Origin of the sequence: Streptomyces sp. NPDC059743, assembly GCF_042732975.1 — a bacterium.
Classification (GTDB): Bacteria; Actinomycetota; Actinomycetes; order Streptomycetales; family Streptomycetaceae; genus Streptomyces.
The window spans coordinates 104588-120833 of the sequence record NZ_JBHWGS010000023.1 but is presented as its reverse complement, the minus strand read 5'-3'; the positions used below and the strand labels follow the sequence as shown (position 1 = coordinate 120833).

The 16246-nt window shown below is 69.8% G+C and carries 14 protein-coding genes; 3 read left to right on the top strand and 11 right to left on the bottom strand.

All coding sequences use genetic code 11. From position 1 onward, the window contains the following. Window positions 1–140: 140 nt before the first annotated feature. Window positions 141–1253 carry a succinyldiaminopimelate transaminase gene (gene dapC / locus ACFV6H_RS33160; protein ID WP_385549839.1) on the bottom strand — a complete coding sequence of 371 codons (1113 nt, stop codon included), beginning with the start codon at window positions 1251–1253 and terminating at the stop codon, window positions 141–143. A 165-nt stretch (window positions 1254–1418) separates the two neighbouring features. Continuing rightward, the gene (fdxA, locus tag ACFV6H_RS33155; protein ID WP_003985062.1) at window positions 1419–1739 is read right to left on the bottom strand and encodes a ferredoxin; all 321 of its coding nucleotides are present in this window, start codon (window positions 1737–1739) and stop codon (window positions 1419–1421) included. 140 nt (window positions 1740–1879) lie between these two features. On the opposite strand from fdxA, the gene ACFV6H_RS33150 reads away from it, so the two are divergent. Together ACFV6H_RS33150 and ACFV6H_RS33145 are read left to right on the top strand one after the other, a co-directional pair. Continuing rightward, a complete protein-coding gene (locus ACFV6H_RS33150; RefSeq protein ID WP_385549836.1) occupies window positions 1880–2944 on the top strand; it encodes a GNAT family N-acetyltransferase in 1065 nt (354 codons plus the stop codon). A gap of 17 nt (window positions 2945–2961) precedes the next feature. Continuing rightward, window positions 2962–3825: a tetratricopeptide repeat protein gene (locus ACFV6H_RS33145; protein ID WP_385549833.1), complete on the top strand. Its 864-nt coding sequence runs from the start codon at window positions 2962–2964 to the stop codon at window positions 3823–3825. Between the two features lie 74 nt (window positions 3826–3899). On the opposite strand, the gene ACFV6H_RS33140 is transcribed toward ACFV6H_RS33145, so the two are convergent. From ACFV6H_RS33140 to ACFV6H_RS33125, 4 genes are all read right to left on the bottom strand, one after another. Then, window positions 3900–6077 carry a hypothetical protein gene (locus ACFV6H_RS33140; protein ID WP_385549830.1) on the bottom strand — a complete coding sequence of 726 codons (2178 nt, stop codon included), beginning with the start codon at window positions 6075–6077 and terminating at the stop codon, window positions 3900–3902. Between the two features lie 196 nt (window positions 6078–6273). After that, window positions 6274–6699 carry a DUF6113 family protein gene (locus ACFV6H_RS33135; RefSeq protein WP_384986102.1) on the bottom strand — a complete coding sequence of 142 codons (426 nt, stop codon included), beginning with the start codon at window positions 6697–6699 and terminating at the stop codon, window positions 6274–6276. Then, window positions 6696–7652 (bottom strand): N-acetyl-1-D-myo-inositol-2-amino-2-deoxy-alpha-D-glucopyranoside deacetylase, encoded by a 957-nt coding sequence (gene mshB, locus ACFV6H_RS33130; protein ID WP_385549826.1) that lies wholly within the window; start codon window positions 7650–7652, stop codon window positions 6696–6698. The genes ACFV6H_RS33135 and mshB overlap by 4 nt, the downstream gene beginning before the upstream one ends. A 162-nt stretch (window positions 7653–7814) precedes the next feature. Next, window positions 7815–8009 (bottom strand): hypothetical protein, encoded by a 195-nt coding sequence (locus ACFV6H_RS33125; RefSeq protein WP_046497980.1) that lies wholly within the window; start codon window positions 8007–8009, stop codon window positions 7815–7817. A 156-nt stretch (window positions 8010–8165) separates the two neighbouring features. Here ACFV6H_RS33125 and ACFV6H_RS33120 point away from each other — a divergent pair, with 156 nt between their 5' ends. Next, entirely contained in the window at window positions 8166–10346 is a 2181-nt protein-coding gene (locus tag ACFV6H_RS33120) for a prolyl oligopeptidase family serine peptidase (protein ID WP_385549822.1), read from the top strand. Between the two features lie 157 nt (window positions 10347–10503). On the opposite strand, the gene ACFV6H_RS33115 is transcribed toward ACFV6H_RS33120, so the two are convergent. The 5 genes from ACFV6H_RS33115 to ACFV6H_RS33095 are packed head-to-tail and all read right to left on the bottom strand — an operon-like array spanning window position 10504 to window position 16110. After that, a complete protein-coding gene (locus tag ACFV6H_RS33115; protein ID WP_385549819.1) occupies window positions 10504–11544 on the bottom strand; it encodes an ABC transporter ATP-binding protein in 1041 nt (346 codons plus the stop codon). Next, on the bottom strand, window positions 11537–12511 hold the full coding sequence (locus ACFV6H_RS33110; RefSeq protein ID WP_385549816.1) for an ABC transporter ATP-binding protein: 975 nt from the start codon (window positions 12509–12511) through the stop codon (window positions 11537–11539). Before ACFV6H_RS33110 ends, ACFV6H_RS33115 begins: the two co-directional genes overlap by 8 nt. A 30-nt stretch (window positions 12512–12541) precedes the next feature. Further along, window positions 12542–13543 carry an ABC transporter permease gene (locus ACFV6H_RS33105; protein ID WP_385549813.1) on the bottom strand — a complete coding sequence of 334 codons (1002 nt, stop codon included), beginning with the start codon at window positions 13541–13543 and terminating at the stop codon, window positions 12542–12544. Then, entirely contained in the window at window positions 13536–14459 is a 924-nt protein-coding gene (locus ACFV6H_RS33100) for an ABC transporter permease (protein WP_385549811.1), read from the bottom strand. The genes ACFV6H_RS33105 and ACFV6H_RS33100 overlap by 8 nt, the downstream gene beginning before the upstream one ends. A gap of 22 nt (window positions 14460–14481) precedes the next feature. Continuing rightward, entirely contained in the window at window positions 14482–16110 is a 1629-nt protein-coding gene (locus ACFV6H_RS33095) for an ABC transporter substrate-binding protein (protein WP_385549808.1), read from the bottom strand. Window positions 16111–16246: the final 136 nt, after the last annotated feature.

Sequence of the window (16246 nt, the reverse complement as noted above, 5' to 3'; positions counted from 1 at the left end):
GCCCGGATACGAGAAACGTGGGGTGTACGGGGAGGGCCCGGGGAGCAGCAGCTCCCCGGGCCCTCCCCGTGGCTCTCCCACAGGCCGGAGCTCCCTCGCAGGCCGGAGCTCTCGGAGCTCTCTCGCAGGTCGGAGCACCCTCAGGCCAGCCGCTTGACCGCCGCCTCGATGCGCTCGTCCGTGGCCGTCAGCGCCACTCGCACATGGCGCTCTCCTCCCGGACCGTAGAAGTCACCGGGCGCGACCAGGATTCCCAGCTCCGCGAGGTGCGCCACGGTGTCCCAGCACGGCTCGTCGCGCGTCGACCACAGATACAGACCGGCCTCGCTGTGGTCGACACGGAAGCCGTGCGCCTCCAGTGCGGCGCGCAGTGCGGTACGACGGGCCGCGTACCGCTCGCGCTGTTCCCGTACGTGTGTGTCGTCACCGAGCGCCGCCACCGTCGCCGCCTGCACCGGCGCCGGCGTCATCATTCCGCCGTGCCTGCGGATCTGGAGCAGCTCGCCGAGGACGGCCGCGTCACCCACCACGAACGCCGCGCGGTATCCGGCGAGGTTGGAGCGCTTGGAGAGCGAGTGGACGGCGACGACGCCCTCGTACGTACCGCCGCAGACGTCCGGATGCAGCAGGGACACGGGCTCGGTCTCCCAGCCCAGCTCCAGATAGCACTCGTCGCCGACGACGAGCACTCCGTGCTCCCGGGCCCAAGCCACGATCCGGGTCAGCGCGTCCTTCGCCAGCACCGCTCCGGTCGGATTCGACGGCGAGTTCAGCCAGAGGAGCTTCACATCCTCCAGGCCGGCGCCCGCCGGATCGGCCGCGAAGGCCTCCACGTCGTACGGCACGGGCTCGGTACCGGCGAGCCGCGCCCCGACCTCGTACGTCGGATACGCGAGCCGCGGATACGCGACCCGGTCGCCCGCGCCGAGGCCGAGCTGTGTCGGCAGCCAGGCCACCAGCTCCTTGGAGCCGAGCACCGGCAGGACGTTCTCATGCGTCACTCCGCGCGCGCCGAGCCTGCTCTCCGCCCATGCGGTCAGCGCGTCACGCAGCGCGGCCGTGCCCCACACCGTGGGATATCCGGGCGAGTCGGCGGCGCCGATCAGTGCCCGCTGAATCAGCTCGGGAACGGGGTCGACCGGAGTGCCGATGGACAGGTCGACGATCCCGTCGGGATGAGCCGTGGCCGTCGCCTTGTGGGGCTCCAGCTTGTCCCAGGGGAAAAGGGGAAGGCGCGAAGAGACAGCGGACACGTGCTCACTCTTTCTCGTACACACTTCTTCTCGAACTCATTCGTACCGGACCCGGGCCCATGCCGGACGTACCGGACCCGGACCGGGCGTACCGGACCCGGCCCCGTACCGGGAAACACCCCGGTCCCGTACGGCGCGGGCCGTACGGGACCGGGAGGCGCGCCGTCAGCCGTTCTGGGGCGGCAGCGCGGCGATGAAGGGGTGGTCGCGCTCGATCAGGCCGAGCTTGGAAGCACCGCCGGGCGAACCGAGCTCGTCGAAGAACTCGACATTCGCCTTGTAGTAGTCCTTCCACTCCTCCGGGGTGTCGTCCTCGTAGAAGATGGCCTCGACCGGGCAGACCGGCTCACAGGCTCCACAGTCGACGCATTCGTCCGGGTGGATGTACAAGGACCGGGAGCCCTCGTAGATGCAGTCGACCGGGCACTCCTCGATGCACGCCTTGTCCTTGACGTCGACACAAGGCTGCGCGATGACGTAGGTCACGCTGTCGTTCCTCCTCGATAGGGCGCGGCGGGCCGATCTGCGGCTCCGTCCACGGGCGCGCGGAAGCGCGGCGTCGTCGATGCCCGCATCTAGTATCTCCGTTCTTGAGCACGATCCGAACAGGAGGGGCGGACAGAGCTGTGGAATTCACTGCGGGCGGACGGCTCCGGGTCCGTCTGACCCCGGCTGACGTGGGCAAACGTGTATCAGTCAGACAGTTGACGGAAGGCGGCGCGGGGCCGGAGAAGTTCACCGACACGGTCGGCGTTCTCACATCGTGGGACAAGGGTGTGCTGCTGATCACACGCCGCACCGGTGAGAGCGTCCGCGTCCCCGAGTCGGCTCTGGTCGCGGGAAAGGTCGTACCGGCCGCGCCGGCCAGACGCCGTGGGCCGGCCGCGGACTTCGAGGAACTGGCACGGGTCGGCGCCCGTGCCTGGCAGCCGGTGGAGAGCGAGCCGCTCGGCGACTGGCTGCTGCGGGCCGCGGCGGGCTTCACACGGCGGGCCAACTCCGTCCTGCCGCTCGGCGATCCCGGGACACCGCTGGACGAGGCGCTGGAGCGCGTACGGCGGTGGTACAGCGAGCGCGGGCTGCCCGCGTACATCCAGGTCGCGACCGGCGCGGAGGGCACCCAGGAGAGGCTGTACGCGGAGCTGGAGCGGCGCGGCTGGCGGGCGGAGACGACCACGGAGGTACGGATCGGGTCACTCGCCGCGATCGTGGACCGGCACCCTGAAGATGCTGCGGACGCTGAGGACGCCGCCGTCTCCCGGGTACGGCTCGACCGCTCGCTCGGCGCGGAGACAGCCACAGCGGCAGCCACAGGCACCACCACAGCCACCGGCTGGCTCCAGCGTTACCAGCGGTCCGGTGTGCCGGGACCCCATGTGCTCCACGTACTGGCCAGTGGCCCTTCGGTGTGGTTCGCCTCGGTACCCGGACCGGCTGACGTACCCGCGGCCATCGGCCGGTGTGTGGTCGACGGACGCTGGGCGGGATTCATGGCGGTGGAGGTCGATCCGGACCGGCGTCGCCAGGGCTTGGCGACGGCCGTGATGACCACGCTCGCCCGGCGCGCGCTGGAGGAAGGCGCGTCCGCCGCCTGGCTCCAGGTGGAGTCGGACAACACCGGCGCGCGGGCGCTCTATGACGCGATGGGCTTCGCCGTCCATCACAGCTATCACTACTTCCGATCGCCCTGAGCGGGTACGAGGCCGATATGCGACCGGAATCCGTCGACCCGCGCCGGCGCTTCGCCGTGGAGGCCCGCGCTGACCGTCCCGACCTGGCGACGCTCTGTCTGCTCGTGGGCGCCGAGGCCGATCCCGCCCTGGGCGAGGCCGGTATCGACGCGGCCCAGGCCGAACTGGACCGGCTGGCCGGACTGCTGCCGTTCGGTGTGCTCGGAGCGCGCGCCTGGGCGGTGGCGCTCGCGGAACTGCTCGGCGAGCGGTGCGGCTTCGAGGGCTCTCCCGCCGAGTACCAGCGGCTCGACTCCTCGCTGCTGCCGGTGGTGCTACGGCGTCGGCGCGGACTGCCCATCCTGCTCTCGGTGGTGTGGATGGAGGTCGCGCGACGGGCCGGAGCACCGGTGTACGGAGTGGCCCTGCCCGGCCATTTCGTGGTCGGCTTCGGCGATCCCGGCGATCCGGGCGATCCGGGCGAACGGATCCTCGCCGATCCCTTCGCCGGCGGACGGCTGCTGACCAGCGCGGACACGGCACTGCTGGTGAGCGGTGCCACGGGCATGACACCGGCGGACGCGGCACTGGACGACTCCCTGTTCGCTCCGGCCGATCCGCTCGACATCGTCCTGCGCGTCCTGAACAACATCCGCGCCTGGGCGGCCACCCGGCCCGAGCGCACCGATGTGGCGCTGTGGGCGGTCGAACTCTCCCTGCTGCTGCCCGCGCACCCGGCCCGACTGCGCTACGACCGTGCCCAACTCCTCGTCCAGCGCGGTGAGTTCCTCCAGGGAGCGACGGAGATGGAGGAGTACGCGGAGGTGGTGGCGGCGGTCGAGCCGTCCACGGCGGAGGCGATCCGCCGCCGGGCACGGGCCGCACGGGCGATGCTCAACTGACCACCGGCGCCGGACATGCCGGAGCCCTCGCCCGGGAAGGGACGAGGGCTCCGGAACAGCGAACAGTGAGTCGCCTAGCTGGGATCGAGATCGATCACCTGGGTGCGCTCGGCGGGTGTGGTGCCGAGCAGTGCCTTCTGCATCGCCTGGGCGACATCGTCGGCGGAGACGGGATGCTGCTTGCCGTCTCCCTTGGTGATCGTGATGCCGTCGAAGACACCTTCCAGCAGCTCCTCGATGGCCTTCTTGTCGTAGACCTCCACCAGCCGGCCGTCGATCGCCTTCATGGAGAGGATCTTCGGCAGCGACTTGGCGGGACCGAACTGGATCTGCTTGTCGCCCGCCTTGATCGTGATCAGATCGGACATCGCGGGCTTGGCGAACTCGTTCATCGCCCGGTCCAGCTCCGCCTGTGTGATCGTCGGATCGCGAGGAGCGATGGGCAGCTCGACGGCGTTCGTACGGCCCGTCTGCACCTGGGAGCGGTAGGCGTCCCGTACCGAGATGATCGAGTGGCTGACATCGAGCGACTGGCCCGACTTGCCCGCTACGGCGACGGCCCGGCCCGGCTCGAACTTGATCGTTCCTTCGGTGGCCGAGCCCGAGACACCGGCCAGATCGGTCAGCGCGGCGCTGAGCTTCTCCTCGTCGACCGGGATCACCGGCTGGGCGATCCGCAGGCCGCCGAAGAGCGAGCCGATCACCGAGACCGGGTTGTAGTCGCTGCCGGCCGCGTCACGGACGGTCGCCTGGCTGTCCAGACTGAGGCCCGCCTTGTCCGGGGAGAGCTCCTCGGTCTTGCCGCCGACGCTGAGCAGCAGCGGCGCGGAGGCGCGCTTGCCGAGGGCCGCGTCGAGCTTGATGACCGCCGCGTCACGGGTGCCGCCGCCGATGTCGACGCCGAGGACGGTGGTGCCCTTCGGTACGTCGGAGTGGTTCATGAGCAGGCCCGCGCCGTACACACCGCCGCCCGCCACCAGGAGGACGCCGACGAGGAGCGCCAGCTTGGACCGGCCCTTCTTGACGGGCGCGGGTGCGGGCGCCGCCGGAGCCGCGGACCGCGCCGGCGCGGGTGCCGACGGCCCGCCGCCCGGTGCGGAGCCGATCGGACCCGGGAAGTCCGGCGCCGAGAAGTCCTGGTCCTGGCCGTGGGAGCCGGGACCGCCTGGCCGGTGGCCCTGGTCGGTGCCCGGACCGCCGCCCTGCGGGCCCGAGCCCGGGAAGGGCGAGCGGGGCTCCGCCGGCACCACGGGAATTCCGCTGGTGAGCGTGTCCCCGGAGACATGACCGCCCGGTCCCGGCTCGGGCGCGTACTGCTGCGGAGTCAGCTCCGCGGTGTCGTCGGACATCCGCGGCGCACCGCCCTGGACACCCTGGCCGTTGCCTGGCCCGGCGCCCAGCGACGCGGGCGGTGTGCCCAGCGAGGCGGCGCCGGTGACAGGTCCCGCGGTCGGACCGCTGGGACCACCAGGGCCGCCGGGCCCGCCGGGCCCGCCGGGAGTACGGATACCGAGCACCGGTGTGGTGGGTCCGCCACCGGGCCCGAAGCCATTGCTGCCCTGGCCCGGCAGACCGGCTCCCGGCAGACCGGTTCCGGCCAGAGCGGCGCCCATGGCGGGATCGCCGAGCGGGCCACCGCCGGTGGACGGATGCGGCCGTGGCTGCGGCGCCTCGGAGTAGTCGGCGTAGTACGGCGTGTCCGTGAGCCGGCCGGCTCCGGGATCGGCCTGCGCCGGTACGGAGGGTACGGAGGCGCCCGCGACGGCTGCCGCGCCCGCGCCCATGCCCGCGCCGGTGCCCGTTCCCGTGCCGCCCGCCGGGCCCGAGGCCCTGCGTGGCGCGAACCAGTCGTTCGCGGGCTTGTCACCGGCCGGCTTCTCGTCCGGAGTCCGGCCTCCCAGGGCGTCCGCCCTGTCCTGGCCCTGCTCCGGCACCTGGACGCCGCCCGTGAGCTCGGCGGCCTTGACGCCCCGGCCGCCCGCAGTATCGCTGTCGCCCATGGGCGTACGCATCACGACCGGCGGGATCGGCCGCGAGCCCGGGATATTGATCCGGATACGTGTGGTCAGTGTGGTTTCGGTTCTCGGCTCGTCCGGCTGAGGAGCGAGCGCGGTGTCGGTCTCCTCCGGAGCGTCCTGCTGGGGGTGCGGCGACGGATACTGGCTGGATCCGTACGGCGGTGTCCCCGAGGGGTACGCGGCTCCGCCGCGCCCCTGGGGCCCGGAGGACGAACTGTCAGTTTCACGACTCAAAGCAGGTTCTCCCGGTTGGCTCCGCCGCCCGTTCTTACTGGTACTCAACTGTTCAGGTCCCCCACAGCCGAAGGCGAGGGGAAGGCCCGGAGCGCGCACCACCATACTGTCCTCAGCCGACCGGCACCCCACGACCGTGTGAAGCTGTCGTTCGCGGGCCGTGCGGACGGGGGCAATTCAGTGGATGACGGGCGCGTCACTTCCCAAGTCGGCCGGACTTCGTGCCCGGTTGCGGCAACCGCGACATGGTGGCACACATCACAGCCACCGCCATCCCGCCCAGCAGAAAGATGAGCGGTCCGACGCCCGCGGAGAAGGCCGCGTCGCCCTCCGGGCGGCCGACGCTCAGCAGGACGGCCGCAATCAGCCAGCCTCCGGCGGGCGCTCCCACGCCCATCTGCGTACCGGTGAGGCGCAGTCCGCCGAGGAAGACTCCGGCGGTGGCGAGCAGGGCCAGCACCAAACCGCCGGGGAACCAGCCGCCTTGGACGAGCGAGCCCGCAAGGGCGACCAGGGCGCCGAGCACGGCGAGGCCCACGTAGACGGCGATACGGGAGGGCCCGGGCGCGGCCGGGAGCCCGTCGGCGGACTGCTGCCGCTTGAGCTCACTCATGTCACTCATGCGCCGGCCTCCGTGACACGGCCCGCTCCACCGTCTCCGGCCGCTCCGGCGGCTCCACCGTCTCCGGCTCCGGCGACTCCCGCGAAGAGATCGGTCTCGCGTTCGCCCGCGGACGCTCCGGACTTCCCGTGCACCAACTGGTAGTACTCGGAGGCGAAGATCGGCTGGCCGAGATCGTTGGAGAGCGCGAAGAAGGGCCCGTCCACGGCGATTTGAGTCGCGTGCGCGCGCATCGCGGCGGCCTTGAGCTCCCGGTACGGCGCGCCGTCGATCGCCGCGGTGATCTCCGAGTCGTCCACCACACCCGGGAGGTCGTCCACCTCGGCGATACCGAAGAAATCCGTACCGGTGGCACGGAGCCGCGCGAAGCCCGCCTCGGCCACCGAGCGCGGCACCCGGTTCCAGTAGATCTTGTCGATCGCGTGAGGTGTCCCGAGCCCGGGACCGTATGCGCTGTCGGCGGCCAGTGCCGCGGCGCGCATGGCGACGCGATGGGCCTGGATATGGTCCGGGTGCCCGTAGCCGCCGTTCGGGTCGTACGTCACGAGCACCTGCGGACGCACCTCGCGGATCACCTCGACAAGATGTTCCGCGGCATCGTCGACCTCGGTGTGCCAGAAGGCGTTCTCGCGGTCGTTCTGCGGCAGGCCCATCATCCCGGAGTCCCGGAATCTGCCGGGCCCGCCGAGGAACCGGTGGTCGGAGACGCCCAGCTCCCGCATGGCCGCGGCGAGTTCACCGATGCGATGAGTGCCGAGGCCGTCCTCCCGGTCGGCGGCGAGATGGGCGAGACCGGGCACGATGATCTCGCCCTCCTCGCCGAGGGTGCAGGTCACCAGAGTGACCAGAGCGCCCTCGGCCGCGTACTTGGCCATGGTGGCGCCGTTGTTGATCGACTCGTCGTCCGGGTGCGCGTGCACCAGCAGCAGACGACGGGCGGGTTGGTCGGTCATGAGGACAGCCTACGAGGCCGCCCGTGAAACCCCCGGCCGGATGGACGGCGGCCGGGGGCACGGCGAGCGGAGATCGGAAAGCGGGCAGAGGGAGAAGAGAGAGAAGTGGGAGTCGGAGGTCGGTGGACCGGAGGTCACGAACCGGAGATCACGAACCGGAGGTCAGAACTTGATCCCGCCGATCATCCCCGCCACGTTCGTGGTCAGTTCGCTGATGGTGGGCGCGATGGACGAACTGGCGATGTAGAACCCGAGCAGCATGCAGACCACCGCGTGACCGGCCTTGAGCCCGGATTTCCGGACCAGCAGGAAGACGATGATCGCCAGCAGCACCACCGCCGAAATCGAGAGTGCCACGGCGGTTCACCTCCATAAATATCAGTCGGGAAAGAGCGGCATGCATGTGCCGGCAGATTCCTACCCACCTTGCGCTACGGATCATAACTATCCGTACGTAAGCATCGGTCGGTGCACGGCAGCACAGGGGGGCGCACGGGCACTAGTTTCGGTCGTATGACCTTGAGCCACGAGCACTCGTTCCCACGCCAGCACGCCAGGACCCAGCGGTTCACGCTGGGCGCTCCCCGCGCGTTCACGGTCTCGCCCGACGGCGCGCGGGTGGTCTTCCTGCGTTCCGCTTCCGGGACGGACCGCGTGAACGCCCTCTGGGTGCTCGATCTCGAAGGCCCTGGCCCCGGAGGACGGGAGCGGGTCGCCGCGGACCCCAGGACGCTGCTGGGAGGCGCCGTGGAGCGGCTCTCCGCCGAGGAGCGGGCCCGCCGCGAGCGGAGCCGCGAGGGCGGGGAGGGCATCGTCGGCTACGCGACGGACAATACGGTCGAACTGGCCGCGTTCGCGCTCTCCGGGCGGCTGTACGCGGCCGAGCTGCGTGCCGGCACCGCGCGCCAACTGCCCGTACGCGGACCGGTGATCGATCCGCGGCCCGCGCCCGACGGCCGGCACATCGCCTACGCGGCCAAGGGAGCGCTCCGGGTGATCGGCGCGGACGGTGAGGGCGATCGCGAGCTGGTGGGGCCCACCAAGGCCGAGGGCGCGGACGTCACCTACGGGCTGGCCGAGTTCATCGCCGCCGAAGAGATGGACCGTACCCGCGGCTTCTGGTGGTCGCCCGAGTCGGACCGGCTGCTGGTCGCGCGGGTGGACACCTCTCAGGTGCGGCGCTGGTGGATCTCCGATCCCGCTCATCCGGACCGGGAGCCGGTCAGTGTCGCCTATCCCGCGGCGGGCACGCCCAACGCGGACGTACGGCTCTTCCTGGTCGCTCTGGGAGAGCCGGATGGGCCGGACGGGCCGGACGGCGGGCCTGCGAAGCGTACGGAGGTGATCTGGGACCGGGCTCGGTATCCGTATCTGGCCCGGGTCCACTGGTCGTCCGCGGGCGCTCCGCTGCTGCTCGTACAGAGCCGTGACCAGCGCGGACAGCTCTATCTGGCGGTGGACACGGAGACCGGTACGACCAGGACCGTGCACCAGGACGAGGATCCGGCGTGGCTGGAGCTCTCGCCGGGCGTGCCGGCCTGGGCGCCGGACGGACGGCTGGTGCGGCTCGCCGACGAGGGAGGCGCGCGGGTGCTGGTGGTGGGCGACCGTCCGCTGACCGGGCCGCAGCTGCATCCGCGCGCGGTTCTGGACATCGGTGACCGGGATGTCCTGATCTCGGCATCGGCCGGCGAGGAGGCCGCCGATCCGGAAATTGGCCAGATTCATGTGTACCGGGTCAGCGATCTGGGCGTCGAGCGGATCTCCGCGGGCCCGGGTGTGCACTCGGCCGTACGGGCCGGCGGAGTGTCCGTACTGGCGTCGGCCGTGCCGGACGTGCCGGGCTCGTCCGTACAGGTGCTCAGGGACGGCGAGCGGCTCGCGGGCATCGTCTCGTACGCCGAGCGGCCGGTGCTCACGGCTCACGCGCGGCTCACCGAGGCGGGCGCGCACCGGATTCCGTGCGCCGTGCTGCTGCCGACCGGCCACCGCGAATCGGACGGCCCGCTTCCGGTTCTGCTGGATCCCTACGGCGGTCCGCACGGCCAGCGTGTGGTCGCCGCGCAGAACGCGCATCTGACCTCGCAGTGGTTCGCCGACCAGGGATTCGCGGTGATCGTCGCCGACGGCCGTGGCACTCCGGGCCGCTCGCCCGCCTGGGAGAAGGCGGTCAAGCGGAATCTGCTGCTCAGCCTGGAGGACCAGATCGAGGCGCTGCACGGTCTCGCGGAGCGCTTCCCGCTCGATCTGGAGCGGGTGGCGATCCGTGGCTGGTCCTTCGGCGGCTGGCTCGCCGCCCTCGCGGTCCTGCACCGTCCCGATGTCTTCCACGCGGCGGTCTCCGGCGCGCCGGTCACCGATCTGCGGCTCTATGACACCCACTACCAGGAGCGCTACTTCGGCACACCGCAGGAGGCGCCCGAGGTGTACGACACACACTCACTGGTCACGGACGACGGGCTCTCGGCGCCGGAGGTCCCGGTCCGGCCGCTGATGCTGATCCATGGGCTCGCGGACGACAATGTGGTGGTGGCACACACGCTCAAGCTCTCCGCGGCACTGCTCGCCGCGGGACGGCCTCATGAAGTGCTGCCGCTCACCGGTGTGACGCATATGACACCGCAGGAACAGATCGCGGAGAATCTGCTGCTGCTCCAGGTCGACTTCCTGAAGCGGTCCCTGGGCCTGAACTGACCGTAGGCCCTGCCCGGACAGGCGACCGGCCGGGGCTCCCAGAGCCCCGGCCGATCTACGGCACCCGCACGGCCGTACGTTGTTCAGCGTGACGCGTTCGTATATCGGTGTCGGGTCCGTGAAGTTGCCTGTGTGTTAACGAAATTGATGTGCTTTATTACGTTTCGCCCCCCACGGCCGGTACGATCCGTCGCTCCGCCGCAAAATGACAGGCCGAGGGATGCGCGGCCGGTCCCTCCTGTCCCAGGAAGGCGACCGGGACCGCAAGCTCCGGCTCCTCCACCGCGCACCGCTCCTGCGCCTTCCAGCAGCGCGTACGGAACTGGCAGCCGGAGGGCGGATGCGCCGGCGACGGCACCTCGCCCGTCAGGATGATCCGGTCCCGGTGCTCGCGCGCCGTCGGATCGGGCAGCGGCACGGCGGAGAGCAGCGCCTGGGTGTACGGATGCGTGGGATGGTCGTAGATCTCCGTGTCCGAGCCGAGCTCGGCGAGCCGTCCCAGATACATCACTCCGACGCGGTCGGAGATATGCCGGACGATCGACAGATCATGGGCGATGAACACATAGGAGAGCCCGAACTCGTTCTGGAGCCGCTCCATCAGATTGATGACCTGCGCCTGGACGGAGACATCGAGGGCGGAGACCGGTTCGTCGGCGACGATGACCTGCGGCCGCAGGGCGAGCCCGCGGGCGATACCGATGCGCTGGCGCTGTCCGCCGGAGAACTGGTGCGGATAGCGGTTGACGTACTCCGGATCGAGCCCGACCACATCCAGCAGCTCCTGGACCTTGCGCCGCCGGTCGCCCTTCGGCGCCGCCTCCGGATGGATCTCGTACGGCTCCCCGACGATGTCGCCCACGGTCATCCGCGGATTGAGCGAGGTGTACGGGTCCTGGAACACCATCTGGATATTCCGCCGCACCGCCTTCAGCGCGCGGCCCGACAGCCGGGTGATGTCCTCGCCCTTGTAGCGGATCCGGCCGGAGGTCGGCCGCTCCAGATGGACCAGCATCCTCGCCACGGTCGACTTGCCGCAGCCGGACTCCCCGACGATGCCCAAGGTCTCCCCGGAGGCCAGACCGAAGGAGATCCCGTCGACGGCCCGTACCGCCCCGATCTGCTTCCTGACCAGGACGCCACGGGTCAGCGGATAATGCTTGACCAGGTCGGTGACTTCCAGAACGGCCTCAGCCATCGAGCGTCTCCCTCCAGAAGTGGCAGGCGCTGTGCCGGCCCTCGGCGACCTCGTACAGCGGCGGCTCGTCCGTACGGCAGATGTCGCGGGCGATCGGACAGCGTGGGTGGAAGGCGCAGCCGGGCGGGATACGCAGCGGATTCGGCGGCAGGCCTCTGATCGCGTACAGCTCACGGCCCTTGCGGTCCAGGCGCGGGACCGAGTCCAGCAGAGCGCGGGTGTACGGATGGGCGGCGGCCTTGTAGAGAGCGTGCACCGGCGCGGTCTCCACGATCCGTCCCGCGTACATCACCGCGATCCGGTCCGCCACATCGGCGACCACGCCCAGATCATGGGTGATCAGGATCAGGCCCATGTCCAGCTCGCGCCGCAGCTCCGCGAGCAGCTCCATGACCTGGGCCTGGACGGTCACATCGAGCGCGGTGGTCGGCTCGTCGGCGATGATCAGCGCGGGCTCCAGTGCGAGGGCCATCGCGATCATGATGCGCTGGCGCATACCGCCGGAGAACTGGTGCGGATAGTCGCCCGCCCGCTCCTCGGCCGCCGGAATCCCGACGCGGTCCATCAGCTCGACGGCCCGCGCCCGCGCCTGTCTGCGGGACATACCGCGGTGCACCACGAACATCTCGCCGAGCTGGGCGCCGACGCTGATCACGGGATTGAGCGCGGACAGCGCGTCCTGGAAGATCATCGCCAGCTCGGCGCCCCGGATCCGGCGCCGCTGCTCCTCCTTGAGCCTCAGCAGATCGCGGCCCTGGAAGAGCACCTCACCGCCGGAGATCCGGCCGGGCGGTGTGTCCAGGATCCCTATGACCGCCTGGGCCGTGACGGACTTGCCCGAGCCGGACTCGCCGAGCACGGCGAGCGTCTCGCCGGCGTCCACCGCGTAACTGACGCCGTTGACGGCCCTGGCGACACCGTCGCGGGTACGGAACTCCACGCGCAGATCACGTACGTCGAGCAGCATGGGTCGGACTCCTGAAGGAAAAGAGAGCGGCTAGCGCAGCTTCGGATCGAGGGCGTCGCGCACCGCGTCGCCGAGCATGATGAACGCGAGCACGGTGACCGCCAGCGCACCGGCCGGCCAGAGCAGCATGTGCGGCGAGTTGCGGATGTACGGCGAGGCGTCCGAGATGTCGATGCCCCAGGACACGGCCGGCGGTCTGAGCCCCACACCGAGATACGAGAGTGTCGCCTCCAGCGCGATGAACGTACCGAGCGCGATGGTCGCCACGACGATCACGGGCGCGACGGCGTTGGGCAGGATGTGCCGGAGCAGGATCCGGGTGTGGGAGGCGCCGAGCGCCCGTGCCGCCTGCACATAGTCGTTCTGTTTGACGGTGATGACGGAACCGCGGGCGATCCGGGAGATCTGCGGCCAGCCGAGCAGCACCATGAAACCGATCACCGGCCAGACGGTGGTGCCGGCCACCAGCGACAGCAGGACGAGTCCGCCGAGCACCACCGGAATCGCGAAGAAGACATCGGTGATCCGGGAGAGGACCGCGTCCCAGGCGCCGCCGAAGAAGCCGGCCAGAGCGCCGAGGACCGAGCCGGTCACAGCGACGCCGAGGCTGGCGAGCACACCGACGACGACCGAGGTCCTGGCGCCGTGGACCGTACGCGTATAGACGTCGCAGCCCTGCCCGTTGAAGCCGAAGGGATGGCCGGGCCGGGAGCCCTCCTGGGCCCTGGCGAGATCGCAGGAGAGCGGATTGCGGCTCGCGATCAGGGACGGCCAGAGCGAGATCACCACCAGAAAGACGATGACGAGCGCCGAGACGACGAAGACCGGATTGCGGCGCAGATCGTGCCAGGCGTCCGACCACAGCCCGCGCGGCCTCCCGGTGGGCGCGGCGCCGCCCTCGGAGCTCCCTGGACACCGCTCCGGAGCGGCTGCCCGTTCCAGAGCGGCTCCACGCTCCGGTACGGCTGTGGCGGCGACGGCCGTGGCCTTGACGGCGACGGTCCTCGGTCGGGCGCACTGCGGCTCAGGCATACCGGATCCTCGGGTCGAGAACGGCGTAGACCAGGTCGACCAGCAGATTCGCCAGCAGAAAGACGATCACGAGCACGGTGACAAAGCCGACGACGGTCTGGGTGTTCTGGCGCAGGATGCCCTGGTAGAGCTGGAATCCGACGCCATGGATATTGAAGATCCGCTCGGTGACGATGGCACCGCCCATCAGGGCGCCGATGTCCGTGCCGATGAAGGTGACCACCGGGATCAGTGAGTTGCGCAGCAGATGCCGGGTGATCACCCGATGTCTGGGCAGGCCCTTGGCGATGGCCGTACGGACATAGTCGGAGCGGACGTTCTCGGCGATCGAGGTGCGGGTCAGCCGGGTGACATACGCCAGCGAGACCGACGCCAGCACCAGTCCGGGCAGGATCAGTTCGTCGAGCGGCGCGGTGTACGAGACCGACGGCTGGACGATCCGCCACTTGACGCCGAACACGAGCTGCGCCAGCAGCCCGGTGACAAAGGTCGGTACGGCGATGACCACGAGCGTCAGCAGCAGTACGGAGGTGTCGACCGGCCGGCCCCGGCGCAGACCCGTGATCACACCGAGGACGACTCCGATGACCAGCTCGAAGGCGACGGCCACGAGCGTGAGCCGGATGGTGACCGGAAAGGCCGACGCCATCAGGTCGATGACCTTCTGGCCGTTGAAGGCGGTCCCGAAGTCGCCCGAGAACACATGGCCCATATAGGTCGTGTACTGCTGCCACACAGGCCGGTCGAGGCCGAACTCCCGGCGCAGCCGGCCCTCGGTCGCCGAATCGCACTGTCTCTCGCCGCAGAGTCCCGCGATCGGGTCGCCCATCACATGGACCATCAGAAAGATCAGCAAGGTGGCGCCGATGAAGACAGGGATCATCTGGAGCAGACGGCGGATCACATAACGTCCCATGAGGTGCTCCTCCTGCCCGGTGTCAGCGGACCGTGATCTCGTGGTAGACGGGCACGCTGAACGGGTTCAGTTCGACATGGGAGATCCGGGCCGCGTAACCGGCGCTCCCGTTCTGGTACCAGAGCGGGATCCCGGCCATCTGGTCCCGTACGACCTTCTCGGCCTGCTGGAACTTCCGGATCGCGGTCGAGGTGTCCGTATCGGCGTTGGCCTCGTTGACCAGCTCGTTGAACCGCGCGTTGTGCCACTTGCCGTCGTTGGCCGAGCCGTTGGAGTAGTAGAGCGGCTGAAGGAAGTTCTGGATCAGCGGATAGTCCATCTGCCAGCCCGCCCGGAACGGACCGGTGAGCTTCTTCCGGCCGATCTTGTTCCTGAAGTCAGCGAAGGTGCCGACCGGGCTGCCGACACACGATCTGTCGTTGCCCAGCGCGTTGTTGATGCTGTTGCAGACCGCGTCGACCCACTCCTTGTGGGATCCGGTGTCGGTGTTGTACGTGATGGTCAGCCGGCCGCCCGGGATACCGCCGCCCTCCGCGATCAGCTTCTTCGCCGAGGCCGGGTCGTAGGAGCAGGCCTTCCCGCAGAGCCCGGCTTTGTAGCCGCCGTCCGCGCCGAGGACCGGAGAGGTCCAGTCGGTGGCGGGAGTGCGGGTCCCGTGGAAGATCGTTTCGGTGATCTGTCCGCGGTTGATCGCCATGGAGAGTCCGGTGCGGACCTTGACGGCGCCCGGTGTGTTCCAGGCCCGGTCGTAGTACGGGAAGGAGAGGCTCTGGAGGATGCCGGCGGGCGTGTTGATGTACCGGCCTTCGAGATCGGCCCTGACGTTCTTGAGCTGTGCGGCCGGGACGTCGTCGACCAGATCGAGATTGCCGGAGACCAGATCGGTGTAGGCGGTGTTGCCGTCCGTGTAGACCCGCAGATCCACTCCGCCGTTGCGCGCCTTGTCGCCGCCCGGGTAGCCCTTCCAGGTGCGCAGCGACATCTGGGCGCCTCGGGTGTAGTTCTCGACCTCGTACGGGCCGTTGCCGACCGGCTTGGCGAGCCAGGCGTCGTGGTGGTCGAAGAAGGCCCTGGGCAGTGGCGCGAACGCGGCGTATCCGAGCGTGTCCGGCCAGGTGGAGAAGCGCTGGGACAGCTTGACGGTGAAGGTCAGCGGACCGGTGACGGCGAGGCCGGAGAGCGTGTCCGCGGTGGGCCGGCCCGAGGCCGGATGGACCTTGTCGTATCCCTCGATGTACTCGAAGAAGTACGCGTTCTTCTGATTGTTCTTCAGATGCGCGCCGTAGTTCCAGGCGTCCACGAACGATCTCGCGGTGACCTGCTCGCCGTTGCTGAAGGTCCAGCCGTCCTTGACGGTGACGGTGAAGTGCGTTGAGTCGGTGGTGTCGATCCGCTCGGCGAGGGCGTTCTCCGCCTTGCCGGTCCTCGGGTCGTACTTTTTCAGCCCGCGGAAGATCATGTCGAGGACCTTGCCGCCCTGGACCTCATTGGTGTTCGCGGGCTCCAACGGATTCTGCGGATCGCCCCAGGAGGAGGAGAGCACTCCGTCCGGTCCTCCGGCGCCGCTGCCGCTTCCTCCGCCGCACGCTGTCGCCGTGAGCGCGACGGCCACCGCGCACACGGCCCAGGTGACGGGTGCGGCTCCACGCATCGAACGGGCCTCCTCGGAGTACGTGACCTGCGTACACGTTCGTGACCTGCTGAGACCAAGATCGAACGCCAAGGAAGGATCCGCATATCCAGCCCGCGCAAATGGACGATCACACAGCGCGGCACCACACAGAACA

Coding starts and splice junctions, on each gene's coding strand:
- ACFV6H_RS33145 (WP_385549833.1), top strand. CDS start 2,962: ATGCGACCGGAATCCGTCGACCCGCGCCGGCGCTTCGCCGTGGAGGCC.
- ACFV6H_RS33135 (WP_384986102.1), bottom strand. CDS start 6,699: ATGAGTGACATGAGTGAGCTCAAGCGGCAGCAGTCCGCCGACGGGCTC.
- mshB (WP_385549826.1), bottom strand. CDS start 7,652: ATGACCGACCAACCCGCCCGTCGTCTGCTGCTGGTGCACGCGCACCCG.
- ACFV6H_RS33120 (WP_385549822.1), top strand. CDS start 8,166: ATGACCTTGAGCCACGAGCACTCGTTCCCACGCCAGCACGCCAGGACC.
- ACFV6H_RS33115 (WP_385549819.1), bottom strand. CDS start 11,544: ATGGCTGAGGCCGTTCTGGAAGTCACCGACCTGGTCAAGCATTATCCG.
- ACFV6H_RS33110 (WP_385549816.1), bottom strand. CDS start 12,511: ATGCTGCTCGACGTACGTGATCTGCGCGTGGAGTTCCGTACCCGCGAC.
- ACFV6H_RS33105 (WP_385549813.1), bottom strand. CDS start 13,543: ATGCCTGAGCCGCAGTGCGCCCGACCGAGGACCGTCGCCGTCAAGGCC.
- ACFV6H_RS33100 (WP_385549811.1), bottom strand. CDS start 14,459: ATGGGACGTTATGTGATCCGCCGTCTGCTCCAGATGATCCCTGTCTTC.
- ACFV6H_RS33095 (WP_385549808.1), bottom strand. CDS start 16,110: ATGCGTGGAGCCGCACCCGTCACCTGGGCCGTGTGCGCGGTGGCCGTC.